The organism is Rothia nasimurium (genome assembly GCF_928381705.1).
Taxonomy (GTDB): Bacteria; Actinomycetota; Actinomycetes; order Actinomycetales; family Micrococcaceae; genus Rothia; species Rothia nasimurium_G.
Genome location: NZ_CAKMSR010000004.1, coordinates 47,925 through 72,987, shown reverse-complemented (window position 1 = coordinate 72,987; position 25,063 = coordinate 47,925). Strand labels below are relative to the sequence as shown.

The window sequence follows — 25,063 nt, the reverse complement described above, 5'->3', positions numbered from 1 at the left end:
AAGAGGGTCGACAGCGAGCGTGAGCCTGCAGAGCCTTTGATGTCTCTAGCTGTTAGCGGCATCTCCCAGGGTCACGGTGACCTGCTGGGTTGAGCCGTTGCGCTCAACGGTGAGGGTGACGGTGTCACCTGCTGCTGCCTGGCGGACGGCGGCGGTCAGCTCGGCTGCCTCGCTGATGCTGCGCCCGTCAACGGCGGTGACAACATCGCCTGGCTTCAGGCCGGCGGCTTCGGCGGCTCCACCGCTGGTGACTTCCTGAATCAGGGCACCGTCGCCGAAGGCTTCGGATGAGTCGTTGTTGGCGGGTGAGGTGGAGACGGTAGCCCCTAGCATGCCGTGGGTGGCTGAGCCGTTATCGATGATTTCCTGGGCTACCCGCTTGGCGTAGTTGATGGGGATGGCGAAGCCAACACCGATGTTGCCGCTGGTGGAGGTGCTGGATGAGTCGGTGGAGGCAATAGCCACGTTGATACCGATTACTTCACCGTTGGAGTTGATGAGGGCGCCGCCGGAGTTGCCGGGGTTTACCGCAGCATCGGTCTGGATGACGTTGATGGCGATAGTGGAGCTTGAGGTGGTGCTCTGACTCTGCTGGCCGGGAATCTCAAACTGGAAGGGCGAGCTGCCGAAGGGGTCGGTGGTGCTGCTGCCGGAGTCGCTAGTGGATTCATCGGCTGCCGATGAGGCTACCTCGATTGTTCGTACCAGGTTCGAGACGATACCGGTGGTCACGGTGTTAGACAGTCCCAGGGGTGCACCGATGGCTACGGTGGTATCGCCAACATTCAGGGCATCAGAGTCGCCCAGGGTAGCGGGTGTGAGGGTCAGGCCACTGGTGCTATCGAGCTTAATGACGGCCAGGTCGCTGGTGGGGTCGGTGCCGACCACGGTAGCGGAGCGAACGCTACCATCGGCCAGCTGAACTTCAATGGCGGCGTTAGCGGTGGCCCCGTCGAGGGTGACCACGTGGGTGTTGGTGAGGATGTGCCCCTCAGCATCGAGAATAACGCCGGAGCCGGAGCCGGACGCGTTCGATGAGGTGGCTGCGATGGTGACAGTGGAGGGGGTTGCCTTGGCAGCAGCAGCAGTGACAGCGTTGACGGAGTCGGTGTTATTGACGATGGTGGTGCCCGAGCTGGCGGTTGTGATGCTTGAGGCTGAACCGGTGGAAGTTGCGGCTACTACCCCACCGCCAATACCCCCGCCTAGGAGGGCAGCAATAGCTGCAGCTGCAAGGACGGTGCGGGTTGCGTGCTTGCCCTTGTTCTGCTCGGGCTGCACGGGTACCGCCGCGTAATCACCGGTGTAAGCAGCCCCCGGGGCAGCACCTGCGTAGGCGTAGGCCCCGGCGGCAGGAGCCTGCTGGGCAGCGAAAGCGACGGTGGGATCATCCTGGCTGGAGGCTCCCGTGGTAGAAGCCGCTACCTGCTGCTGATTCATAGGAACGGTGCGATCAGCGGACGACGAATCGGGAGTGGGTTCCCATGAGTTCTGTGACATCTCAAGCAGCTTTCTTTATAAGGTCTGAGGGTATGCACCGGATTCAGGTGTATACAGTGTTTTCTTAGCTCCCACTATGCGCTAACGGTCTGTGTTGAAGATGAACCGTCCCTGTGTGTTTGCTGTGGGCGCAGAAAGTAGCAGTCTCACCGTGAGCTGAGGGTGAACGTCATCACCGGAGCTGACCTGAACAAGGGTGAGCGGGGCTACAATAGAGCTCAAATACAGCTGACCGCCAGAAGAGAGACCCCATGTCACGCAAACCTGTTGCTTCTGCCCTTCTTGCCGCTGCTCTGGCACTCGGGGTTGCACCCGCCGCTCTTGCGGCAGCCCCTTATGATTTGGACGCCGGGGTTCGGGTGAGCGATACAACCTCGGCCCTGGGGAATACAAGCTCGCTAGAGGACGCCATCAGCCAGCTTGCCAGTGACAAACAGGTCAATCTCTTTGTTATAACTATTGATCAGTTTGAAAGCCCTAGCTCCTCTTCAGAGTGGACCAGTGACTTTGCCACACTCAACAACATGGGCACCAACGACGTGGTACTGGTCATCGCTACCGAAGCCCGCCAGGCCTACTTTATGGCCGGTTCCACCTCGGTGCTTTCTAACAGCCAGCAGGAAAAAATCTATCAGACCTACATCTATCCTGAACTTGCCAACTCCGACTATGCGGCAGCGGCTCGGGCCGCCGTTACCGGTATCGAATCTGAGCTGGGGTCAGGCTCTGTCGTCTCTGGTGCCTCCGGAGCCCTGGCAGGCGGCGCTACCCTTCTGGGCGTAGCCGCTCTAGCAGGCGGTGGAGCCTGGGCTTTGAGCCGCTCACGGGCGTCCGCGCGTAAAAACACCGGTGGCAGCAGCAGCGGGCAACCTAGCTCATCCCAGCCCCTGCCCTCTATCGAAGAGCTGCGTACCCGGGCAGGTGCCCAGCTGGTCGCCACCGATGACGCCATCGCCCACTCCCAGCAGGAAGTTGAGTTCGCCCGGCTACAGTACGGCGATGACGAGGTCAAACCCTTCCTGGCTGCTATTGAGGCGGCTAAGAACCACATGCAGCGCTCCTTCCAGCTACAAAAACAGCTGGGCGATGAAATCCCCGACACTGAAGCTGACCAGCGGGCCTGGCTGAACGAAATTCTTGCCCGCACCGAAGACGCCCAGAAGGCCCTCAACGAGCAGGTTGCCAACTTCACCAACCTGCGCAAGCTCGAAGAAACAGCACCCCAGGCTCTCGCTACCCTCAACCAGGGCATAGCCTCAGCAGCCCCGCTCTTTCCTGCCGCCCAGGCGTCCCTCGATCGCCTCGGTACCCTCTATTCCCCCAGCGCCTTCGGGGCGGTGGCAGACAACATCAGCGAAGCCCAGGCCCGCCTCGACTTTGCTCGCCAAGAAGCTACTGAGGCCGAAGAGTTACTGACCAGCCAGCGAAGCCAGGCCATTCTTGCCCTGCGTGCCGGTGAAGAAGCGCTCGGCCAGGCCAGGGGGCTACTCGAGTCTATTCATCACGCTGAAACCGACCTGGGCAAGATGGCAGCCTCACTCGATAATGCCCTGATTTTGGCTGATCGCGACGTTGCCCAGGCCCAGGAGCTGGCCCGCAGCGGAGCGGGCAGCAGCAGCCAGCTCTCCGGTGCTGCCGCCGGGGTTCAGGCCGTGCTCGGCCAGATTCGAGCCGAACGCTCCGCCGGACTGATTGACCCCTACCTGCTCAACCAGCGGCTCCACGAAGTACGGTCAGACCTAGACACTGCCCTCGATGCGGTGCGCCAAACCCACGAACAAGAGCGCAGCGCCCGTGAAACCCTGGGCCATACCCTGGTGTCCGCCCAGGCCCAGGTATCGTCAGCCAGCGAATACGTCTGGGCACGACGAGGCGGCGTAAAGGCCGAAGCCCGCACCCGCCTCCGCGAGGCAGAACGCCACCTCACCGAAGCCCAGCAGCTCCAGCACAGCGACCCCATCGCGGCCCTGTCCCACGCCAATGACGCTATCCGCCTCGCAGGGGAAGCCCAGCGCATCGCCCGCTCCGATGTGGACCGCTTCAACCAGCGCAACGGTTACTCCGGCGGCGGCAACTACAACTCAGCCATGCTGGGCGGCATCCTGCTCGGCACCCTACTCGGGGGCAGCAACCACAGCTCCGGCGGCGGCTTCGGGTCAGGTGGATTTGGCTCAGGCGGCTTTGGCGGCGGTATGGGCGGCGGCACCTTTGGCGGCGGCTTCGGCGGTGGAGGCAGCTGGGGCGACGGCGGAGGTGCCGGGGGCAATTTCTAGCCCACCGGCGTCCGTCCGCCTCTCTCCTCTTGCTCGCACACAGCCCCCTGCCTGTGCACAGGCTTAGTTTTCGCTGACAACGTAGTAACCACAAGGTGTGGCAGACCACCATCTGCCCCAAGTCTTGACAGAATAAAAGAAGGCACAGCAAGCCCGCTCATGCTTTCCTCACCCACCGAAAGGTACCCTCATGGCTAAGCAGACCATTTTCAGCCGCATCGCCCAGCTCACCAAGGCCAACATCAACGCCCTGATTGACGCCGCTGAAGACCCCCAGAAGATGCTCGATCAGATGGTGCGTGACTACACCAACAACATCGCCGAAGCAGAACAGGCTGTCGCCCAGACCATCGGCAACCTACGCATGCTCGAAGAAGACCACGCCGAAGACCTGCGCGAAGCAGGCGAATGGGGCGCTAAGGCCCTGGCAGCCTCCAACAAGGCCGACGAGTTCCGCGCCGCCGGCGACACCGCTAACGCCGACAAGTTCGATAACCTGGCCAAAATCGCCCTGGGCCGCCAGATGCAGGCAGAGAACGAAGCTTCAGCGATTAAGCCCCAGATTGAGTCTCAGACCGCCGTGGTTGAACAGCTCAAGACCGGCCTGACCCAGATGAAGGAGAAGCTGAACGAAATCAAGCGTAAGCGCGATGAACTCGTAGCCCGCCAGAAGTCAGCCGCTGCCCAGTCCCAGGTCAACGACGCCCTCAAGGCCTTTGACGTCATGGACCCCACCAGCGAAATCTCCCGCTTCGAAGACAAGGTGCGCCGCGAAGAAGCCCGCGTGCGTGGCCAGCAGGAGCTCGCGGCGTCCTCCCTCGATGCCCAGTTCAACGACCTTGAAGAACTCGGCCGCCAGTCAGAACTCGAAGCCCGCCTAGCAGCCCTCAAGGCCGGCAAGCAGTAAAACAGCTACAAGGGTTAAAGCAGATGTGGGGCCCACCTCCCAAGGAGGTGGGCCCCACATCTGTATCTAAAAGTGCAAGGACGCCCCTTGCAACTGTTCGTCCCCCGCCTTACGGCTAGAGCTAACCTGCCTGGGCACCAATCTGGCCGGTAATCCGGTGGAACAGCATATCGAGAGCCACCACATTGACGCCTTCGGGGATAATCATGTCTACATAGCGCTTTGAGGGCTCTACATGCAGCTCATGCATGGGCTTGACGGTGGTGAGGTACTGGGCTTCAACCGATTCAATGGTGCGGCCGCGCTCAATCACGTCACGGCGCAAGCGGCGCAGGATGCGCACATCGGCGTCCGTATCTACAAAGAGCTTGATATCGCACAGGTCGCGAATTTCAGGCTCAGCAAAAATCAGGATGCCTTCGAGGATAATGATGGGCTGGGGTTCAACGATGAGAGTCTCATCTGACCGGTTGTGATCCGCGAAATCGTAGACAGGGGTCTCGATAGTCTGCCCCTCGATGAGGGCTTTAAGGTGAGTCACTAGAAGATCATTGTCGAAGGCTTCGGGCGCATCATAGTTCAGCAGGCAGCGCTGTTCGTAGGTGAGGTGGTCATTGCGCTTGTAGTAGTTGTCATGATAAATCACGCCTACCTGGCCATCAAACTTTTCAAGTAGGGAGTTGGTCAGGGTGGTCTTGCCGGAGCCGGTGCCACCGGCGATACCGATAATCAGGGGTTTCATGTGAGTGCAGCCCTATAGGTCGAAGTATTACTGCTATCTATTGTGGCATGCTCCCCGGGGGACGGCACCTACCCGGCTTTGTCCCCCAAAATCCTGGCACAGCTTGTCCCCAGTCGCTACCTATATGTTTCACAGGTAAATTTTTGCCAAACTTTAATACCCAGCTTTTTCCCAGATATAGGGCCTACCAGCTCAAACAGGGAGCAATTTAGGAGATGCGACAAGCGGGGGACAAATTTTTTCTCTACAACCTGCCCTTTGGGGGACAAAATATGTGTATAGTTGGGTACAGCTCGTACACCACCCCACCAACCATTTGAGGAAGAGCACCATGATTTTTGCAAACTGGGCAACCGACACCTACACCAGCGCTTCGCTGGGCTCTGCCGTCAAGCGCCATTCTTCCCACGGTGGGCTCAAGAAGTTCCACAAGGCTCTGCACATGGCAGATTCCATGGTGCGCGATGAGACCGTTGTTGATGTAGCCACCGGCAAGTTTGGCAGCTTTGGCGACTCTCTGTTGGTCATCACTAACGAGCGCGTCCTGATTCTCAAGAACTCCTTCCAGGCAGGCAACAGCGTTTCACTTGACCTTAATGCACTTGATCAGGCCAAGCTGACCCACCTCCCCTTCCTGGGCAACACCCTTACTATTGACGGCTATCGCTTTAGCCGAATCCCTGCCGACTACACCAGCACCCTGCGAACCCTGCTGGCAGCAGACCTTGCAGGCCACTGGGCTCACGCAGCCTAAGCTCCCTCAGTCTTCATATACAAAGGCTGGCCGCACCACCAGGTGCGGCCAGCCTTTTATTTTGCTTTCCGCCCGCCTCGAGATGGAAACACAAACGTCCCTTCATAGGGGCAAGTACAAAGTTAGCTAGATATCAAAAATAATTTTTTAGCCCAAAGTTTCTAGACAAAAAAGATATGACTAGGCTTTTTCTATGTAGCAACAGAAAAACTTCCTCCAGGATTCGAACACGGACGTGTCAAATAAACGATTTGGTGATACGGTTGTTTCAACAGCTGTTGCAGAATCATCCATAACCTTGCACCACCACTAGAGGAAAACTACCATGACTACACCTCAGATCCAGCGTCGCACCCTGGCACGCGGAGCAGCCTGGGCAGCCCCGTCATTCTTGCCAGCACATCTGTACCTGCTTTTGCTGCGTCCACACCCCCGGTAGAAGACGACTGCACCTACGGCAAAATTGTTTCTGCCCCCCCTGGTCCAATGTCTGGCCTTCTCAGGGCAACTTCACCGGCACCGTTGCCAAAGAACTCGAGTGGGCTGTCTATCCCACCAGCAGCTGTGTTAACGGGCTGCAGGCTTTCTCTTTCGACAACTCGCTGCCTACCGCTCAGGCAGGCAACCCCCTCGCTAGATCAAACGCAACCGCCAACACCTGGCCTCCGACCTATCCGGCAGGCGGTAAGTCTGATGCTAACATCAACTCAGTTAACGGTATCGATGGTGTAGGCCAGGGAACCATCATTTCTGTAACTATCGAAAACGTTGCAGGTGATGTGGTCTATCGCCCCACCCCTACCGGTAGTGACCGCTTTATTTTTACTAACGGCGGTGCAAGTTATGGCTCCAACGGCACCCGTGGACTTGGTGCAAACGTCCCCATGATTCGCCTCAACGACGACTTCAAGGGTGCAGACACCACCTATGCAAAGCTCTACAACTACCTGCGTTTTGCAGAAGCTCCTATGGTCACGAAGAACACCATGCATACCTGGGGCTACGGCAACCACTACACCACCGCAGACGGCCGCGACGGCTGGAGCTGGGATATTGAGGTCATGAGCAACATTGCCAACGGTCAGGCCGGTGCCAGCGTGGTGTCTTTCATGACCCGCATGCCGGCAGCTACTTTCGGCGATACCGCCACCACCAGCGGAGCAGTCATTAAGACTCAGTATCGAGTTACCGTAACCTCCCCCTGGGGCGTCGTCAGCTATCTGTCAGCAGGTATCTAATTCTTTTCCATCTAATCTAATCAACAGAGAGTAAGGAGCAGCCTATACCGTGAGTCAGCCTCTCAGTTGTGAGAGAGGCACCTGAAAAAGACGTGCAATAGGCCCGAGCAGGAGTAGTGCCCTGCCCGGGCCTATTGTTATATGTACGTTTTATAAAAAGCTAGAACTGCCAGCAGGAGTTGATGCTGGAGAGCCCCTTGAACTGACGATCCAGGAAAATCAGACCGCGGGGGATGCCTTCAAAAATACCGGCAACGTGGGTGACACCTGCCAGAGTATAGAAGGTGACCCGAGAACCCTGCTGGCAGTAGTTGGCAGCCAGCTGACGGTTGGTCTGGTAGGGGATCACGTCATCGCCCCAGGAGGATGCGATAAGGATTGGCACGTCGGGGTGCCGCCCCTGCTGTCCCAGGTTATTCTGCGCCATGATCTGGGAGACCTGGGGGTCGGTGGTCATTTCGCGGGCCAGGGTCTGGCCGCTGGCGGTGAGGGTGCGGGTGTTCTTGAAACCAAAGGTTCCGACGGCGTCTAGGGTGCACTGGTCACGCACTGTCTCAAGGGCAGCCTGCCCTTCGGCTGAGAGTTTGTGGCTCAGGTCGATGCCGTAGCTATCGGCCAGGCCTACTACGCCCATCAGGGAAAAACCGGTGTAAAGACCGCCGTCGATGAAGCTGGTAACGGCCTGCAGGTTAGCCGGGACGGCGCCGGCGTAGATACCCTTGAGGTTGAGTTCAGGGGCGTAGCTAGCCTGGAGTTCACCGGCGGACGCCACCGCGCCGCCACCCTGGGAGTAGCCCCAGAGACCGATGGGTGAGGTAGCGCTACCCAGGCCGAGGTCAACGGCGGTAGCTGCGCGGGCAGCGTCCAGCACCGCATTGCCCTGGTCAACGCGGTTGAGGTAGCTGTGGGTGCCAGCGGTGCCCAGGCCGATGTAGTCGGTGATGACGACGTTGTAGCCCGCGTTCAGCAAGGAGGTAACGACCAGGCTCTCGTACTCGGTTCCCGCTGCGAACTGGTTGGAGGGGGCGCAGGAGTCCCCGATGCCCTGGGTGCCGGGGGCCATGGCGATGATAGGACGCTCGCCGGGGCCGCTCCAGCGCTTGGTGGTGGTGAGCGCGGTGCCGGTGACCGCCACGGGGTTACCCAGATGGTCGGTGGACTTGTACATAATCCGCTGGGCCTGGGCTACGGGGTGGGCGATGACGTTGTTGGCGTCGACCTTGAAGGTGAAGTTTTCCTTCTTGATGAGGGCACCGTTAGCGGTGGGCAGCTGGGCCGGAGCGTCGTAGAAGTTTACGCTAGTGAGCGCTTCGGGGGCATCGTTGTAGATGACTGCAGGGCTGCTGCCTTCACTGGTGAGGGCTTCTTGAATGAGCGCTTCTGCTTCTTGTACGGCCTGGCTGTTTTCTGTCAGGGGCGCGGTGTCAGTTGCGTTGGCCGGGGCCATGCTCAGGGCCAGCAGAGCGGTGAGTGAGAGGGCGGTTGCCCGGCGTTTGCCAGTGTTTTTGGGCGCGGCGTGGCGTGGTGTGTATTTAGACATGAGTTCCCTAATAAACAAATGCGAGTGAGGGTGCCAAGAAGAATTCAGCACCCTCACAGTGTACAGCTAGTTAACGATAGGCAATGCCTACCTAGATACCGGAAGGACCTGTGTTCTTGGTGAAGGTCTGCTTGCCGTTGGCATCGAAATAGGTCATGACGGTGGTCGAGTTGTCGTGGAAACCATATGGTAGTACTTGCCTGCGGTTGTCTTTGCGGTTCCCAGCTGGGAGGCAGCATAGGCAGGAATCGTAGCAGATGCCAGGAGGACGGGCGCAGCCCAGAGAGCTCCGCGAGTTAGGGTTCTTCTATTGGCAACAGTCATACTTGTTGCTCCTCTTGCAGTGATGGCCAGCCTTCACGGGGTGCGAGCCCAAAGCTGGCGCGAATGAGTGACACTAAAAAGTATCACGGTAAAGCATTTCAGGTACGACTGCACACATTAATTATTTAAATTTTTAATAAGTTTTACATCACAAAAGTTCAACTCAAGTCACGAACCTGCTCAAACAATGAAACTCAACCCTTCGTCACAATCATGCAACCTAAAAAAGGGTGGGTAAAAACAAACAGATTTTTGCTACACTAAAGCGGAAAGGTGAACGATGGTGATGAATTCCAGACATTTAATTACCCCGATAGCCACAACCCTGGTGGCAGCGAGCGCAAGCATCTCAGTACTGACAGCTACCACGGTTGCAGCAACTATCAAAGTACTCAATGAGCACGATGCTAGTGAACCTCTAGACAACTAGCCTTCCCTGATTTCATCAAGGACGTTTACTCTTGAGGCTTACGTTTTTAATAGGTGGAGTTACCGAGTTTGCACAAGGAATGAGCGAAATCCTCAATAACCAAGACCAATAAAATACGCAAGACATAGTTACAGAAAGATGGGGCAAAGAAATGAGTTTTCTCCTTGGACGTGTCATAAGCTACACGGCTATCGTCAACGCTTGCAAAGATCTGAGAGTATAAATGAGCAATACAACCCGTTCGAAAGATACCCTCTGGAAACACCTTGTTCCATTGAACATTTTTGGGCTAGCACTAGGACTTTTCATCTACTTCCTACGACTCCAGTTCAACATAGACCTCTTGGTCAGAAACAGCACTGAGGACATAACCTTCTCCTGGACAGGGCTCTTGCTCTATGTAATACCCTGCGTACTAGCGCTCAATTTTTTTGGCTGGTTCGAATATCTACAGAAGAACATCGGCAGGAACAAGGATTAGAGCTCTCCGCCACTTGACAAGGAAACCATATCATTCTGCATGACATGGAATGATATGGTTTCTTTTTATTTTACTTCCTCAGTTATAAACCCCTAGTCCCCTATCAATTGGGGTCAATCAAGTTATAACTCGCAAAATCAAGCCAGCCCTAAGCCGAGAAGGCCTATCCCAGAAGGAGCTCGCTAATCGTCTTAGCATTAGCGCTGCTAATGTCTCACTCAAAATGCGCGCTGAGGTTTCGTTTACAATGAACGAACTTCTGAGCATTGGCGGGATTCTAAATCTTTCTCTTAGTGAGCTACTAGGCGACTCATTTCTAGTCTCTCGTGTACCCACTTCCGAATATATGGAAGATGAAAAGGGCAAGAAAAAAAGTCGCCCCGATCGGATTCATACCGAACGGGACGACTTATTTGGTTGCGGGGGCAGGATTTGAACCTGCGGCCTCCGGGTTATGAGCCCGGCGAGCTACCGAACTGCTCCACCCCGCGGCGACTCATATAACTATACGCGCTTCACCAACACAGCGCAAGCCAAAACTGGCATTTGTGATGCACTCTACACAAAAGGACGCCACCTGCCCGCTGAGTGCGGGAGGCGGCGTCCTTATCTACCTAAGCCTGCTACAGCCTAACTCCTAGTTGGAGGGTGAGGGGCTGGGGCTTGCCTCGGTGGTGGCAGTACCCTCGATACCTTCAGCATCAATGGCGCGCTGCAGAGCCTCGTTCAGGCGGGTCTGGGCTTCACCGTAGGCGGCCCAGTCGCCGGCCTTCATAGCGGCGTCCGCGTCCTGCATCGCCTTGCGGGCATCTTGCAGGGCGCCGGTCAGGCTCGCGCTGTCAGTGCTGGTCGCAGTACCGTCAGCTGCCTGAGCGGCCTCGGTTTCATCGACACCGGCATCGGCAGCGGTTTCCGCACCAGAGGAACCGCTAAAGAGCTCGTCCAGGGCTTCCTCCAGGGTGGGGGCGAAGCCGACCTGCTCGCCAAAGCCCACAAGGACGCGGCGCAGTGAGGGGTAGGCGGCGTCACCGGAGGACTGCACGTAGACCGGCTGCACGTAGAGAATACCGCCGCCCACGGGCAGGGTGAGCAGGTTACCGTTGATCACATCAGAAGCACCCTGGCGCAGCAGGTTCAGCTCTGTTGATACAGCGGTATCTGAGTTGAACACGTTCTGAGCCTGGCCGGGGCCGGGAACAACCGACGAGCGGGGAAGCTCAAGCAGGGTCAGCTTGCCGTAGCCTTCAGCCTTTTCGCCGTCCTTACCGGTACCGGCATCGCCATTGGCGGAGAGGAAGCCGTACATGACGTTACGGGTGTTGCTGTCTGACTGCTGGGGAATGAAGCTGGTGGTCAGTGAGAACTGAGCTGAGTCTTCACCCGGCATCTGCAGGGACATGTAGTAGGGAGGCAGGGGGCGGCCGCTGTCATTGGTGGGATCGTTGGGGATCGACCAGCGGTCGTCCCCGTTGTAGAGGCTGCTTGCGTTGGTCACGTGGTAAGCGTTCAGAATCTCTCGCTGCACCTTGAAAAGATCCTGCGGGTAACGCACGTGCTCAATCAGGGAAGCCGACATCTCGCTGTAGGGGCGCACCGTATCGGGGTAGACCTTCTGCCAGGTCTTCAGCACCGGGTCCTGGTCGTCCCAAGCGTAGAGGGTAACCGAGCCGTCATAGGCGTTTACAGTGGCCTTAACCGAGTTACGGATGTAATTGACCTGCTGGCTGGGCAGGGCCTGGGTTACGCCGGATGCGGTCTCTGAATCAGAGGTTGCATTATCGAGCTGGGCTGCCTGCGAGTAGGGGTACTGGTTGCTGGTGGTGTAGGCATCCACGATCCAGAGCACCTGGCCATCGATGATGGCCGGGTAGGGGTTGCCGTCTACGGTCAGGTAGGGGGCAACCCTCTTCACGCGCTCTGAGGGGTCGCGGTCGTAGAGAATCTGGGACTCGGGGCGGACGGCGTCCGACAGCAAGATATCTGAGGACTGGAACTTGATGGCGTAGGCCAGACGGTTGAAGGCGTTGCCGATAACGGGGCCGCCGTTGCCGCTGAAGGTGTATTTGGCGTCCGCACCGCTTTCGTCGTCAGCCGTCTGGGGGCGGTCAAGTTCTAGCGGTTCGTCCTCGGCGGTGCCACCCACGATGGAGTAGTCGGGTGAGCTCTGGCCGAAGTAGATACGGGGCTCGTAGTCACCGCTAATTGCACCGGTTGCCTGAATACCCGACTGGATGAACTTGGGCTTACCGTCGGCTTCAACCTGGTTGCCGTAGGCGGCGATGACGCCGTAACCGTGGGTGTAGACCACGTGCTGGTTAACCCAGGAAGACCCGGCATTCTGGTCGGGGTTCAGCTCGCGGGCGGCGATAACGGTGTCGGTCTCTGTTCCGTCGATGGTGTAGCGGTCAACCGAGAGGTTCTGCCCAAACTGGTAGTAGGGGCGGAACTGCTGCAGCTGGGCAAATGCACCGGAGACCACGTTGGGGTCGAGCAGGCGGATGTTAGAGATGGTCTCACTCTCACCGCGCAGGGCACCCGCTGCGGTTGAGGTGGTGGCGTCGTAGTTCTGAACCTCGATCTGGTCCAGGCCGTAGGCGGCGCGGGTAGCGTCGATATTGCGCTGGATGTAGGGGGCTTCTGCGGCCTGTTCGTTCGGTACGACCTGGAAGCGCTGTACAACCCAGGGGTAGATACCACCGGCAACCAGCGAAGCAATCACTAGCACGGCGGTGCCGATGATGGGCAGACGGAAGTTCCCGCGCACAGCGGCCAGAACGAAGAGGGCAGCGACCAGCAGGGAGGCGATTGCCAGAATCGCATTCACCGGGATGATCGCGTTGACGTCGCTGTACATGGCACCGGCCCAGGAGCCAGACTGGTCCTGGGTTGCGTTGTAGCGGGCCAGCCACAGGGTAACGGCTCGCAGCAGAATGAAGAGGGCACCGAGCACTGCGATGTGGCGGCGGAAGTGCACGGTGGTAGTGATACCGCGCTCCCCTACTACAATGCCGCCGTAGAAGTAATGCATTACCAGGGCTGCCATCGCTGAGAAGATAATGGCGGTGCTCAGCAGGCCGGTCACCACATTGAGGAAGGGCAGGGTAAACATGAAGTAGCCCAGGTCGCGACCGAACTCGGGGTCTGTGGTACCAAAGCTTTCGCCCTGGAAGAAGAGCAGGACGGTCTCCCACTGGGTCATCGCCCCACTACCGACGAAAGCGCCCAGGAGAACCGGCACAGCAATCAGAAGGACCTTGCGCATGCGCTCAATACCCTGGCGGTAGCGCTCCATGTTCTGGTTGAAGAGGTCCTGCATATCGCCGTAGGGGTCGGGCACAGGGTTGCCGTTGGCATCCACTCGGGGGCCAGCAGAACGGCGAGGGCTGGGAGTCTGTAGTTGGCCGTGCCTATAGGCGTAGAAGAGGCTGGCCCAGACGGCGATACCTACAACGATACTTGCAACCAGGAAGACGGCACCGCGGGTCAGGTTTTGGGTGATGAAAACCTTGAGGTAGCCCAGCTGGTCATACCAGAGGACGTCGGTGTACACCTGGGTTGCAAAAACAAAGGCTACGACCAGGGCGGCAATGATTGCCACGGTCACGGTCAGCGGCCGGTTTCTACGTTGAGGAGCGCGTGATGATGAACGGGGAGGGGTGCTTCCGGTACTCACGGGTATCCTTCAGTTGTGTTTCATGTCTGCCGCAAAAGGTGCGGCCTGTGTGGTGGGTGACGCCGCACAGTGGGCGACGCTACATATAAGACACTATTTTGCCAAAGAAAGCTGTGAGTTTCGAGAGTAGGCTTAGCATTTCAGCTCTGGGGTGACCAGCTCCGCCCCTTAGGAACAGGTGGGGAAGGTTGAGAGGTCTTCACCCTGGCCGATGCGGGTGACCGCATCTACCGCCTCATTCAAAGTTGATACCTTGATGACGTTCAGGCGCCGAGGCACGTTACCGACCACTTCATCGCAGTTATCTGCCGGGGCCAAGAAAACCGTAGCACCGGCGTCCGCTGCTCCCCGCATCTTTTGTTCAATGCCGCCGATGCCGCCTACGGTTCCGTCCGCGTCGATGGTGCCGGTTCCAGCAAAGTGAATTCCGCCGGTCATCTCGCCCTCGGTTAGCTCATCGATAATACCCAGGGCAAACATCATGCCGGCCGACGGGCCGCCCACTTCTTCGAGGCCGTAGTTAACGGTCATGGGGAACTCAAAGGACCGGGCAATGTAGAGGCCCAGCACGTAGCGCTGCCCCTGCTCGTTGTAGGAGGGGGTGACGGTGACGTCCTGCTCGCTGCCGTCGCGGGTCACGGTGAGGGTGACGGGCTGCCCGGCGGACGCGTTCACCCGCTCGGTCAGGTCAGTGTAGCTTGCCAGCGGCTCACCGTTGAGAGCGGTAATTACGTCGCCCTCCTGGAGTATGCCCTGGCTGGGGCCACCCTCAACGGCACCTGACACCGTTAAAATTTCGGTATAGTCGATACCCAGCTGGGTGAGGGCAGCCGCCTGAGCTACCTCCTGGGAGTTGGTCATATCGGCAGTGTTCTGCGCGGTGACCTGCTCGCTGGTTACTGAGGGATCGTAGATGAGGTCGCTGGGCAACACAGCTGTTGAGTCTTCTAGCCAGGTGGCAAGAGCCTCAACCGCGAACAGGGATGAATTAGGACCACCGGCAACCGAAACAGTGGTCATATCGAGGTTGCCGCTGACCGGGTAGGTTTGAGCACCCTCAATCTCAATGAGTGGCTTGCTGTTAAACTCACCAATTGTATTGAAGGTGGGGCCGGGAGACTCAGTCACAAAATCAACCGGAACTACCAAAGAAAGCATCGACAGCCCCAAAGCGCCCACAGCACTGACCGTACGCATATCAGCCCTGCGTTCACGGGGGCGGGTACCTGCATTGTCCCTCTTCGAAAAAACCATAGGACTAGCCTACTAGCAAAATCGCCCAGCCCAGCCCACTCCCCAGCAAATTCCCACTTGGCTCATGGCTAAAAGCCCCCGGGGCAGGCGCTCCGGTCGGTAGGCTAGGGAGAAACAGGAGCAGCGGGCGCCGCAGCCCCCAAGTGAAACGAGGCAGAACGTGACCAACAACCCCTACGACTCAGCTGGCCGTGACCCCCTGGAAGAGTTCCTCAAGAAGCTCCAAGAGCAGGGGTTTGATCCGTCAGCTATGAACGGGGCCGCAGGCTTCGATGCTGATGCCCTTAAAAACATGGGTATCCCCTTAGACCCTTCCATGCTCTCAGGCATCTTCGCCCAGGTGAACTCCATGATGAACGCCCAGCCCAGCGACGACCCCGTTAACTGGGACATGGCCAAGCAGCACGCCCGCCAGGTACTGACCATGGGTGAGGATCCCTCTGTAACATCCACCCAGGTAGGCGCCGTCCGTGATGCCGCAGCCCTAGCAGATCTCTGGCTTGACCCCGTCACTGTCTTCGAGCGTCCTTCCTTCGGCGTTGAGGCCTGGGCCAAGGCCGAGTGGGTTGAAAACTCCTTTGCTACCTGGAAAGATATCGCTGGCCCTGTTGCAGAAGAAGTTTCAGCAGCCATGACCTCATCGATCCAGCAGCAGATGCCCGAAGACATGGTAGGTATGCTAGGCGGTGGCAACCTCTTTGCTGGTCTCGGTGGCATGATGTTCGGCATGCAGATGGGCCAGGCTATTGGCAAGCTCGCCGAAGAAGTCGTCTCCTCCACCGATATCGGCATCCCGCTGGCTCAAGGGCGCTCTGCCCTGCTGCCCTCCGGTATCGCTGCCTTCGGAGAAGGGCTTGAAATTCCTGCCCAGGAAGTTATGCTCTACCTGGCTGTGCGCGAAGCGGCCCTGATTCGCCTGCACAAAACCAACCCCTGGCTGCGTGAAGATATCATCGACCTGATCACACGCTTCTCCCGCGGTATCCGCGTGGATATTGAACGTATGCAGCAGGCCGCAAACGACATTGACTTTGACCCCTCAAACCCCGAGGCCATGATGGACGCCTTTGCCGGCGACATGTTCAAGCCCCAGTTGACGGAAGACCAGCAGCTGGCTCTTGATCGCCTCGAAACTCTACTGGCGCTGATCGAAGGCTGGGTCAGCCTCATTACCGAACAAGCAACTAAAAACCTGCCCATGGCCCCGCAGCTAGCTGAGACTATGGCCCGCCGTCGCGCCACCGGCGGACCCGCCGAACACGCCTTCTCGCAGCTGGTTGGCCTTGAGCTTCGCCCCCGCAAAATGCGCGAGGCCCTTGCCTTCTGGCGTCATTATGAAGAGAACCATGGCTTCGAAGCCCGCGATCAGCTCTGGGAAGGCCCCGAAACTCTACCCACCGGCGAAGACCTGGACGACCCCGCAGGTTTCACCTCCCGCCGGGCCCTTCTCAACGCCAGCGAGGACGAATTCGACGCAGCCCTCGAAAAGCTTCTAGCGGGTGGCTACGACGAACCCTCTGAGGGAACCGACGGCAAGGACAAGGAATAACAGACAGGGGTCTAGGGAAACATCTTCCCTAGACCCCCTTCTTTCAGGCACCCTCTGCTTGTTTTTTCTGCCCAAAGTTGACGCCTTCCAAGAAACCCCGAGCTTTCTCAAGGTGGGGGTAGCGGGCTTCAAGGGCTCTAAAAGCCGGTGAATGGTTGGGCTCTAGAAAGTGGCAGAGCTCGTGAAATATCACTGAATCCAGGGCGTACTCCGGTGCGCCCTGAAGTGTATGCGAGATGCGGATAGTGCGCTCGGCTGCCGTGGCAGAAGCCCAGCGCTGTTTCTGGTTGGTCACCCAGCGAATCGACACCGGCTCTGGGGCTTCGGGCAGGTAAGTAGCACGCAGATAGTCTGCCCGCTCCCGCAAAAACTCATCACGGGCACCCCGCTGGGCACCGGCGTCTTTGCGGGCCCGACGGGCCTCAATCTTGGGAAGCAGACGGGCAAGGTAGCCCTCGACTTCCTCAGCTGTAGTGGCAGCAGGGACCATCAGGCGCAAGCGTCCGCTCTGGTTCGGTGGAGCTAGCTGCACCGTGCGGGTGCGGCGGGTAGAGCGCACCACCTCAATCTCGGGGCGGGACGCCGTTGCCGGCAGAATCTCACGCGAAATAGCCACTAGACCCCCTTGGGAGCAATGTCGTTGATAAAGCGGGAGCGTTTGCGCCCAGCCCTTCCGCCGGGGGTTCGCGAGCGCGACCAGCTGAGGGTCAGGTAGGAGCGGGCGCGGGTGATACCGACGTAGAAGAGACGGCGTTCTTCGTCTACCTCGTCGCTGGTTTGGGCGAAGGAGATGGGCATAAGGCCCTCGTTGAGGCCGCAGAGGAAGACGGCCTCCCACTCCAGGCCCTTGGCTGCGTGCAGGGATGCGAGGGTGACGCCGTTGAGGGAGGGGGCATCGCGGTGCTGGGAGCGCTGGATGAGCACGGCAACCAGCTCGTAGAGGGTGAATTCGGGGGGCAGGTCGGTGGCGCCGTTAGCGGACGCCCGCTCCCGCGCTTGCCTGCGCTCGTCGGCGAGGCGGTCGGCAAGGGACACCAGGGTTTCAAGGGACTCCCAGCGGGCTCGTTCCTGGCCGGAACGCTGGGGGGCTTTGGCTGACCAGCCCAGGTTTTTGAGGTTATCTCGCACAAGCTGGGTGACGCTGTCAGTAGCTTCAGCGCCCTTGGCTGCGCCCTGGAGCATGCTGATGGCGGCACGGACTTCGGGGCGGTCAAAGAACTGTTCTGCGCCGCGCAGCTGATAGTTGATTCCGGCGTCGGTGAGGGCCTGTTCCAGGGCAGCTGACTGGGAGTTGGTGCGGTAGAGCACGGCGATATCGGCTGCCGGGACGCCCTCTTTGTCGATGAGGTCCTTGATGTCTTCAGCGATACCGATTGCTTCTTGCTCGTCATCGGCGTACTCAAACCACTCGGGTTTAGCCCCGGGCTCGCGCTGGGAGACCAGCTGCAGGGGCGGGGCCCAGGAGTAGCGGGTGGAATCGGGCATCTGACGGCGGGCAGCTAGTAGGCGGTTGGCTAGGTCGACCACCTGCGGGGTGGAGCGGTAGTCACGCACCAGCTTGACCACGGTCGCCCCCTCAAAGCGGGTGCGGAATTCGAGCAGGTGACGGCTGGTTGCACCGGCGAAAGAGTAGATGGTCTGGGAGGCGTCGCCTACCACGCACAGGTCGTCGCGGCGCCCTAGCCAGGCATCCAGTAGGCGCTGTTGCAGGGGGGAGACGTCCTGGTACTCATCGACCACGAAGTGGCGGTACTGCTGGTGAATCTGAGCGGCAATATCGGGATTTTCTTCGATGATGGCAACGGTCAGCAGCAGGATATCTTCAAAGTCGATGACGTTGCGCTCGTCCTTCAGCTCCTCGTAGGTACGTAGCAGGCGCACCATGTCGATGGGGCTGATATCTGCCGGCAGCTCCCGGTGAGCCAGGTGGGGCATGAGGGAGTCGGCCGTGAGCATGGAAACCTTAGCCCACTCGATTTCGCTGGCGAGGTCGCGCACGATGGCCCGGTCGGTAGCCAGCCCTAGGCGGCGGGCTGATTCGATGATGAACTGGGACTTGTTCTTGATAATCTCGGGCAGGGCTCCACCGATGGCCTGGGGCCAGAAATAGCGTAGCTGGGCGAGAGCGGCTGAGTGGAAGGTACGGGCTACAACCCCGGCGGCACCCAGCTGGCGCAGGCGCACCTTCATTTCTTCGGCTGCCCGGTTGGTGAAGGTGAGAGCCAGGACGGCTCGTGGGTTGTAGCGACCGATGGCGATACCGTAGGCGATGCGGTGGGTGATGGCCCGGGTCTTGCCGGTACCGGCACCTGCCATCACGCACATGGGCCCGGCCAATTCGGTAGCCACCCGACGCTGTTCGGGGTCAAGCCCCTCAAGGATAGTCTCGGGGTTGGGGGCAGACAGGGTAATGGGCTGGGCCCTGAGCTTATCGTGAATCATGGTGCTTCTCCCCTACCCTCGTATGTTCTTGCTGGCCGCGCGCGGCCACGCCAGCTATCTAGTCTACCGCCCAGCAGGGCCCAGGGGCTGCCCCAGCCAGAACTCAATCAGGCGGCGGGAAATAGAGCTCGGCCCGGGCAGCTGCACAGCGCCTGACCGGTGGGCATCAAGGAGCTCTAATCGGCTGAACCAGCGGATTTCCTCAATCTCAGCCCCGTCAGCTTCAACCTGGTCGGGATTGGAGATTTCAGCAAGATAACCGCACATCAGCGACCTGGGGAAGGGCCAGGGTTGCGACCCCAGATACTTCAGTGAAGTAACCAGCCCGCCGCATTCCTCGTAGACCTCGCGCAGGACAGCGGTTTCGAGGGCTTCACCGCCCTCAACAAACCCGGCAAAGGTAGAAAAGCGCCCTTTTCCCCAGGCCCGCGCCTGTCCCAGCAGAATCTTGCTCTCACCCCCAAACTCAGCGGTAACGGCTGTGATAACGGCGGGGTCTGTGCGGGGAAAGAGCTCTCTATCCTCTTCGGTAACCCGCACCCAGCCGCCGCGGGTAGCGAAGGTGGGGGTGCCCGTCCGCGCATCATAACCAGAGGATGCATGCCAGGCGCTCAAGGACGCCGCAGCCGCCAGCACCTCGCCCCAGGCGAAGGCTGCTCCCTGCCCCTCATAGGCGAAGGCAGCGTAGTCGCGTATGTTCACCCACTCGCCGCCCGAGCGGGCAGCTACCACCTCAGCGAGGGTTTGCTCCTGGTTTTCAAAGCCCTGGAGGTTCAGGGGTGATTCTCCCAGGTCTAAGAAGCGGTCAAAGTCAGCCAGGATTACGAGCACGGGTTGTTCGGTTGTCTCCCCCTTCTGTGTAGGTGCGGACGCCGCTACCCGGCTTCCTGCGAAGATGAGGGTTGGGTGCTGGTGACGGTCGCGGGACGTGTAGTCGAGTACAGCTTCAGTATGCAGATCAAAAACCTGCGCTAGGTCCAACGGTTCTAGCCCCTGGCCGGTCTGGTGAACCAGCACCTTGCCCCGGTCAACTGCCAGCAGGGCGGGGCTAAGAAGCCAGGGGTAAAGGTCGCTGGGTGTTCTATCTGTGGTGTCTTGCCCGCCCGTCAGGGCCTGCCCCAGGTGAGCGAAGAACCCTGGACGCTCCCGCACGGCGCCGCTGGTTCGCACCCGGTCAGTAGTCAGCGGTAACCGCCCCAGGGGCGAAAACCAGCCCTGCCCGCCCACGCCGGGTGCTGCGTCCGTATCGTCCTGCGAACTAGATGCCGACAGATTAGTCATATTTTCAGCATTCATATCGGGTTCGTTCCAACTTCTCTTGTACCCTTAAAAGTGTGACTTCAACACCGCTTCAACTTGCCGCCATCGTATCAGCTGGGGTCCCCGGGCTCTACCCCGTAGCCGCCCTCCCCTCAGCCGACGACGCCCTCGACTTCGACTCAGCCATCATCATTGACTCAGCCGACAAGCGCTGGCGCGTCCGTGCCCCCAAGCACCCCGAAGCGAGCGTGCGCCTCGAAGCGGAACACGTCATTCTCCAGTCTTTCACGCCGGGGCTCCGCGCCCGCCTGCCCTTCCTCGTACCCACCATTGTGGGTACCGTTCCCCTCGACGGGCGGCAGGCCTTCATCTACACCCACAACCCCGGCTCCCACTACGACATCGACGATTTAGCGGACCTCTCCCACCGAACCCGCGAGGGCCAGCCCAATATTGCGGACGAGATTGCCCGCCACATCGCTACCATTCACGTTTTCCCCACCACCATCGTTGAGGACGCCGATCTACCGGTCTACACCGGCCAGCAGGTCCGCGAGCGCAGGCTTGCAGAGCTGGACCTGGCTGTAGCCACCGGTAAGGTGCCCTCCGGGTTGCTCACCCGCTGGGAGCAGCAACTCAACAACACGGTGATGTGGGACTTCCGCCCCCGCGTCATTCACGGGGACCTCAACGAAGATAACCTCGTGCTTGACCAGAAAAAAATTGTTGAAATCACCGGCTGGTCAGAAGTCTGCGTGGGAGACCCCGCTGCTGACTTTGCCTGGCTTTACGCCTGCGAAGACCCCCTCTTTAGAGAGCGCGTCTTCGCAAGCTACCGGGAAGAAATGCCCCAGGAACCCGACCGTAACCTCGAAGCACGAGCTAATCTCTATGCTGAATTCGGTTTGGCCCAATGGCTCATCCGCGGGGTTGAGCTAGAGGATAGGGTAATGATCTCAGAAGCTGTTTCTATGTTGGATCATCTTGAAGCCGAGTTACGAGCTGTTGGGGCGATTCAACCAGCCAGCTGAGCTGCTCGCTCTACAGCCTTCTCTAACTCTGCCCGGGTGGAGAAGTTGGTAACTTCGATACTCTCTCCGGTGGAGGCATAGAAGAAGTGGGCTTCTACATTTTCTTCGGGCACCCCTTGCAAGCGGGCAAAGCCCAGGCGGTAGAGGGAGAGCTGCACTGAGCGCTCCTTCAGCTCCTTCTTGGTACGCGGGGGGCGCCCGGTCTTCCAATCCACCAGCTGCCAGATAGTTGCGCCGTCCCCGTCTACCCGAGTAAAGATAGCGTCGATACGGCCGCGTACAGTGATCCCAGCCAGAGGAGTTTCAAGGGGGTATTCCAGGGCCCAGGGCTCACGGCTTGCCCAGTCGCTGGCGAGGAAGTTCTCTCGCAGGGCCGGAATATTGAGCTCTTCTTCGGTGCTGTCGTCATCGAAATCTTCGTCCATGTCGAGCATGCCGCTGGTGCCGAAGTGGTCTTCAACCCAGCTGTGGAAGATGGTTCCCTGGCGGGCCGCGATACCCGGCTTTTGGGGCATGGGGCGTCGCATGTTATCGATGACGGCCTGGGGGTCTTTGACCAGGTTGACGAGCAGGGAGGCTGACAGGTGACCGGGTAGCTCGAAGGAGCTGTTTTCCGCGGGTGCGGCCAGCAGGCTCAGGAGCAGGTCGGTTTCTTCCTGCCAGTCTTCGATAGCGTCTCGTGCCTCTTGGGCCTGCTCCGGGGTGGGGTCGGGGAGGGCAGCGAGAGCTTCAGCTAGCACATCTGCCTCAAGCCCACCGCGCAGCACGTTCTGGGCTGCACGCTCGACTACCTGGCGGGGGCTGAGCCCTGTTAGGTTGCCCTGTTTGCTCTCGTTCGGGCTGGGTGCAGGGCCTGCTGCTTCGAGTTCCTGAAGGGAGGTCCAGGTCATCTGGTGGGGCCCGTCGAAGGGGTCGAAGGGCCAGAGGGCAGTGGTAATCGTGGCTGACTGGGGGTTGACGGTGCCTACCTGCTCAGGGTCAAGATCGCTCAGAATTTCAGCTAACTCAACCGGGGCATCGAGCAACTCGGCGACAAAATCAGACATGAGGCGGGGCTTAGCCGTGGTTCCCTTCCAGGCCGAGGTAGTCAGAACGAGCAGGGATCTGGCACGGGTGTACCCCACGTAGGCCAGACGGCGCTCTTCCAGGGTGCGGTGTTCTACCGCCTGCTCCGAGAGCTGGGCCATGAAACCACCGAGATCCTGCAAATGATCAAAGTCTGACCGCCAGCCGGGTAGGTAGGCGGCGTCCCCGCGCAGGGGCCAGGGCAGGGTGTCCGACTGCTTGGTCCATCGCTCGTCCTTAGCATCGGGGAAGTCTCCGGCAGCCATGCCCGGAATATACACTTGGTCCCACTCCAACCCCTTTGAAGCGTGCACGGTAAGAATCTGCACCGCGTCGTGGCGGGGGGTCTCTGCTGCCATTTCGAGCCCGGCTTCCTGCTGGGCTGCCGCATCGAGCCAGGCTAAGAAGCCGCTAATTCCCGATGCCGAGGCGCCGGTGGCGCTGAGGGCAAAGCGGACGCCGGCTTCTCCCTCTTCCAGGGGCTGGCCGTTGGCAGCGGCCAAGAGCAGGGCGTTCACGCGGGGAGCTGTGGACTCGTAGGTAGCGGCCACATCGTAGAAGGCGTCAAGGTGTCTGCGGGCCGATGTTGCGTGTGCCCCCGGGCGGGCAGCTAGCTCGATATCGAGCAGGAGGGTGCGCTCGATTTCGCTGATGAGGGTGGTGAGGTCATCGGCGGTGAACTGGCGCAGGTAGGTCAGTTCCCTCGATACGGCCTGAAGTCGTTTCAAGCCTTCGGCGCTGATGGACCGGCCGCTGCGGGCTGAGACCCAGCCCTCCTGTGGCAGGTTTTCGAGCGCCTCAATCAGGGAGGCTCCGTCGGTGACGTCGGGGGCGGCAGCCTGGAGCAGGCGCCGGTAGTCTTCAGCGGACGCGGGCACCTGCTCACCAGCGTCCTTTAGGTCCCTCGCACTGGTGGCACCGCGTTCAGCGGCTTCGCTCAGGCCCTCAACCTCGTCGAGGATTTCCTGTTCGGCGCGCAGGGCAGCGGCCTGGGCTGTAATGCCAAACCTGATTTCAAGTTCTCGCTGGCGTTTAAGGGCTTCTGCCCACTCGCCAAAGGCTAGCAGGTCAGATAAGCCGAGCCGCCAGCGGGCGCCAGCCAGTATGCGCATGAGCGCATCTGAACGGCCGGGGTCGCTCAGCACTCGGAGTACCGCCACCAGATCTACGATTTCGGGGGTATCGAGCAGACCGCCCAGACCTACTACCTGGTAGGGGACGCCCAGCTCGTCGAAGGCTTCTTGCAGGGGTTCCATCATGGCCCGTTTTTTGCAGAGGACGGCCATGGTCGGCATGTCGGAGAGCGGGCGGCCAGCAAAGCTAGAGCGTTGCTCAGCAATCATCTGGCCAAGGGCACGGGCTTCTTGCAGGTCGGTAAGGTACTCCCCTACCAGCACCCGCCCCGCAGTGGGGTTGGGGCGCGCGACCAGGGGCGGCACCTCGATGGTGTGGGTTCGTTGAACCCAGTCGGGGCTTACGCTCAGGGGCTCAGCTACCCGGTTAGCAGCCGCCAAGATAGAAGTGTCGTTTCGCCAGGCCACAGTGAGGTAGCTGGCGGTACGGTCTTCTGCCGGGAAGTAGTCGTAGAAGCTAAAGAGCTGGCCGTCAGAAGCTCCGCGGAAGCCGTAGATAGACTGCTTGGGGTCGCCCACCGCCATCACGGGGTGGGCAGGGGCATCTGCTTTTGCCCCAAACAGATCGGAGAAGAGCTGCATCTGGGCATGGGAGGTATCTTGGAATTCGTCCAGCAGCACCACCCTAAAGCGTTCCCGTTCTGTCTGCGCAGCTTGAGGTACGGTCTTCGCGATGTGGGCAGCCTTGGCGATGAGGTCGCCGTAGTCCATCACCTGCATCTGTTCTTTGATGGACGAATAGCGTTTGACCAGCTCAGCGTAAAAAATACGCAGTTGTAGCCCCTGCACCAGGGCTCGTTGTTCAGTGGTAGCCCCCTTAACCGTGGGCTTACCCAGGTGATCTACCTGTTTCAGAGTTTCTGTGCACCAGTCGATAACAGCATCGGGGCTTACCAGGTGTTCAGCGCACTCGGACGAGAGTTTGATGATGGCTTCCACCATGGTTGATTTAGCGACGTCTTTTTCAGGCAGCTTGCCCTCATAGTGCTCCACGATTTGGGCAACCAGCTGCCAGGTTTGAGCGCCACCCAGCATTTGGGCATCGTCTTCTACGCCGATGCGAAGCCCGTACTGCTGCACCAGCGTATTAGCGTAGGAGTGGTAGGTGGAGATGGTGGGGTCGCTCGTAACTCCGTCCGCGCCTTGATCAGGGTTTTCTCGCACGAGCCCCTGGCGGCGGAGCTCTTCAAGGCGGGAGCGCATACGCTCCCGCAGTTCACCGGCGGCCTTGCGGGTGAAGGTCACCCCCAGTACCTGGTCGGCGCGCACAAGCCCGTTTGCAACCAGCCACACCACACGGTCCACCATGGTGGCGGTCTTACCCGAGCCTGCTCCCGCTACGACCAGGCGGGGTACCAGCGGGGAGCTGATAATGGCAGATTGCTCCGCTGTGGGTAGGGGGCGGCCCAGGGCTTTTGCAATATCTTCAGGGCTGAGAAAGGTTTCTGCTGGCTTCTGTTCAGTCAT

At 59.5% G+C, this 25,063-nt stretch carries 16 protein-coding genes and 1 tRNA gene; 6 read left to right on the top strand and 11 right to left on the bottom strand.

Annotated elements, in window-relative coordinates; all coding sequences use genetic code 11:
• Window positions 1–45 precede the first annotated feature (45 nt).
• Window positions 46–1,500, bottom strand: a complete 1,455-nt coding sequence (locus tag L6762_RS04690) for a S1C family serine protease (RefSeq protein WP_237185820.1) — start codon at window positions 1,498–1,500, stop codon at window positions 46–48.
• Between the two features lie 251 nt (window positions 1,501–1,751).
• Between L6762_RS04690 and L6762_RS04685 the strand changes: the two genes are divergently transcribed.
• Together L6762_RS04685 and L6762_RS04680 are read left to right on the top strand one after the other, a co-directional pair.
• Window positions 1,752–3,773 (top strand): TPM domain-containing protein, encoded by a 2,022-nt coding sequence (locus L6762_RS04685; RefSeq protein WP_237185819.1) that lies wholly within the window; start codon window positions 1,752–1,754, stop codon window positions 3,771–3,773.
• Window positions 3,774–3,963: 190 nt separating this feature from the next.
• Entirely contained in the window at window positions 3,964–4,680 is a 717-nt protein-coding gene (locus tag L6762_RS04680) for a PspA/IM30 family protein (RefSeq protein WP_237185818.1), read from the top strand.
• A 121-nt stretch (window positions 4,681–4,801) separates the two neighbouring features.
• Here the strand turns inward: L6762_RS04680 and udk are convergent, their stop codons facing one another.
• On the bottom strand, window positions 4,802–5,422 hold the full coding sequence (gene udk / locus L6762_RS04675; protein WP_237185817.1) for a uridine kinase: 621 nt from the start codon (window positions 5,420–5,422) through the stop codon (window positions 4,802–4,804).
• A gap of 331 nt (window positions 5,423–5,753) precedes the next feature.
• On the opposite strand from udk, the gene L6762_RS04670 reads away from it, so the two are divergent.
• The gene (locus tag L6762_RS04670; RefSeq protein ID WP_237185816.1) at window positions 5,754–6,176 is read left to right on the top strand and encodes a hypothetical protein; all 423 of its coding nucleotides are present in this window, start codon (window positions 5,754–5,756) and stop codon (window positions 6,174–6,176) included.
• 779 nt (window positions 6,177–6,955) lie between these two features.
• On the top strand, window positions 6,956–7,414 hold the full coding sequence (locus L6762_RS04665; RefSeq protein WP_237185815.1) for a hypothetical protein: 459 nt from the start codon (window positions 6,956–6,958) through the stop codon (window positions 7,412–7,414).
• A gap of 160 nt (window positions 7,415–7,574) precedes the next feature.
• Here L6762_RS04665 and L6762_RS04660 read toward each other — a convergent pair whose 3' ends face one another.
• From L6762_RS04660 to L6762_RS04640, 5 genes are all read right to left on the bottom strand, one after another.
• Window positions 7,575–8,954 (bottom strand): lipase family protein, encoded by a 1,380-nt coding sequence (locus L6762_RS04660; RefSeq protein WP_237185814.1) that lies wholly within the window; start codon window positions 8,952–8,954, stop codon window positions 7,575–7,577.
• A gap of 153 nt (window positions 8,955–9,107) precedes the next feature.
• Window positions 9,108–9,278, bottom strand: a complete 171-nt coding sequence (locus L6762_RS04655) for a hypothetical protein (RefSeq protein WP_237185813.1) — start codon at window positions 9,276–9,278, stop codon at window positions 9,108–9,110.
• A 1,325-nt stretch (window positions 9,279–10,603) separates the two neighbouring features.
• Window positions 10,604–10,680 (bottom strand) — tRNA-Met (locus L6762_RS04650).
• Between the two features lie 146 nt (window positions 10,681–10,826).
• The gene (locus L6762_RS04645) at window positions 10,827–13,862 is read right to left on the bottom strand and encodes a UPF0182 family protein (RefSeq protein ID WP_336603581.1); all 3,036 of its coding nucleotides are present in this window, start codon (window positions 13,860–13,862) and stop codon (window positions 10,827–10,829) included.
• Between the two features lie 168 nt (window positions 13,863–14,030).
• Window positions 14,031–15,116 carry a YlbL family protein gene (locus L6762_RS04640; protein ID WP_237185811.1) on the bottom strand — a complete coding sequence of 362 codons (1,086 nt, stop codon included), beginning with the start codon at window positions 15,114–15,116 and terminating at the stop codon, window positions 14,031–14,033.
• A gap of 160 nt (window positions 15,117–15,276) precedes the next feature.
• On the opposite strand from L6762_RS04640, the gene L6762_RS04635 reads away from it, so the two are divergent.
• Entirely contained in the window at window positions 15,277–16,665 is a 1,389-nt protein-coding gene (locus L6762_RS04635; protein ID WP_237185810.1) for a zinc-dependent metalloprotease, read from the top strand.
• Between the two features lie 43 nt (window positions 16,666–16,708).
• Here the strand turns inward: L6762_RS04635 and L6762_RS04630 are convergent, their stop codons facing one another.
• The 3 genes from L6762_RS04630 to nudC form a co-directional block, all read right to left on the bottom strand.
• Window positions 16,709–17,281: a M48 family metallopeptidase gene (locus tag L6762_RS04630; RefSeq protein ID WP_237185809.1), complete on the bottom strand. Its 573-nt coding sequence runs from the start codon at window positions 17,279–17,281 to the stop codon at window positions 16,709–16,711.
• On the bottom strand, window positions 17,281–19,107 hold the full coding sequence (locus L6762_RS04625; protein WP_185174401.1) for an ATP-dependent helicase: 1,827 nt from the start codon (window positions 19,105–19,107) through the stop codon (window positions 17,281–17,283). Before L6762_RS04625 ends, L6762_RS04630 begins: the two co-directional genes overlap by 1 nt.
• A gap of 63 nt (window positions 19,108–19,170) precedes the next feature.
• Complete coding sequence (nudC, locus tag L6762_RS04620) at window positions 19,171–20,388, bottom strand: NAD(+) diphosphatase (protein ID WP_237185808.1); 1,218 nt, start codon at window positions 20,386–20,388, stop codon at window positions 19,171–19,173.
• 53 nt (window positions 20,389–20,441) lie between these two features.
• Between nudC and L6762_RS04615 the strand changes: the two genes are divergently transcribed.
• A complete protein-coding gene (locus L6762_RS04615) occupies window positions 20,442–21,398 on the top strand; it encodes a phosphotransferase (protein WP_237185807.1) in 957 nt (318 codons plus the stop codon).
• Here L6762_RS04615 and L6762_RS04610 read toward each other — a convergent pair.
• Window positions 21,383–25,063, bottom strand: coding sequence for an ATP-dependent DNA helicase (locus L6762_RS04610; RefSeq protein ID WP_237185806.1), 3,681 nt, complete (start codon window positions 25,061–25,063; stop codon window positions 21,383–21,385). The genes L6762_RS04615 and L6762_RS04610 overlap by 16 nt on opposite strands.

Excerpts from the sequence above, each read along its gene's own strand:
- L6762_RS04690 (WP_237185820.1), bottom strand. The coding sequence starts at position 1,500 with ATGTCACAGAACTCATGGGAACCCACTCCCGATTCGTCGTCCGCTGAT.
- L6762_RS04685 (WP_237185819.1), top strand. The coding sequence starts at position 1,752 with ATGTCACGCAAACCTGTTGCTTCTGCCCTTCTTGCCGCTGCTCTGGCA.
- L6762_RS04680 (WP_237185818.1), top strand. The coding sequence starts at position 3,964 with ATGGCTAAGCAGACCATTTTCAGCCGCATCGCCCAGCTCACCAAGGCC.
- udk (WP_237185817.1), bottom strand. The coding sequence starts at position 5,422 with ATGAAACCCCTGATTATCGGTATCGCCGGTGGCACCGGCTCCGGCAAG.
- L6762_RS04670 (WP_237185816.1), top strand. The coding sequence starts at position 5,754 with ATGATTTTTGCAAACTGGGCAACCGACACCTACACCAGCGCTTCGCTG.
- L6762_RS04660 (WP_237185814.1), bottom strand. The coding sequence starts at position 8,954 with ATGTCTAAATACACACCACGCCACGCCGCGCCCAAAAACACTGGCAAA.
- L6762_RS04655 (WP_237185813.1), bottom strand. The coding sequence starts at position 9,278 with ATGACTGTTGCCAATAGAAGAACCCTAACTCGCGGAGCTCTCTGGGCT.
- L6762_RS04640 (WP_237185811.1), bottom strand. The coding sequence starts at position 15,116 with ATGGTTTTTTCGAAGAGGGACAATGCAGGTACCCGCCCCCGTGAACGC.
- L6762_RS04625 (WP_185174401.1), bottom strand. The coding sequence starts at position 19,107 with ATGATTCACGATAAGCTCAGGGCCCAGCCCATTACCCTGTCTGCCCCC.
- nudC (WP_237185808.1), bottom strand. The coding sequence starts at position 20,388 with ATGACTAATCTGTCGGCATCTAGTTCGCAGGACGATACGGACGCAGCA.
- L6762_RS04610 (WP_237185806.1), bottom strand. The coding sequence starts at position 25,063 with ATGACTGAACAGAAGCCAGCAGAAACCTTTCTCAGCCCTGAAGATATT.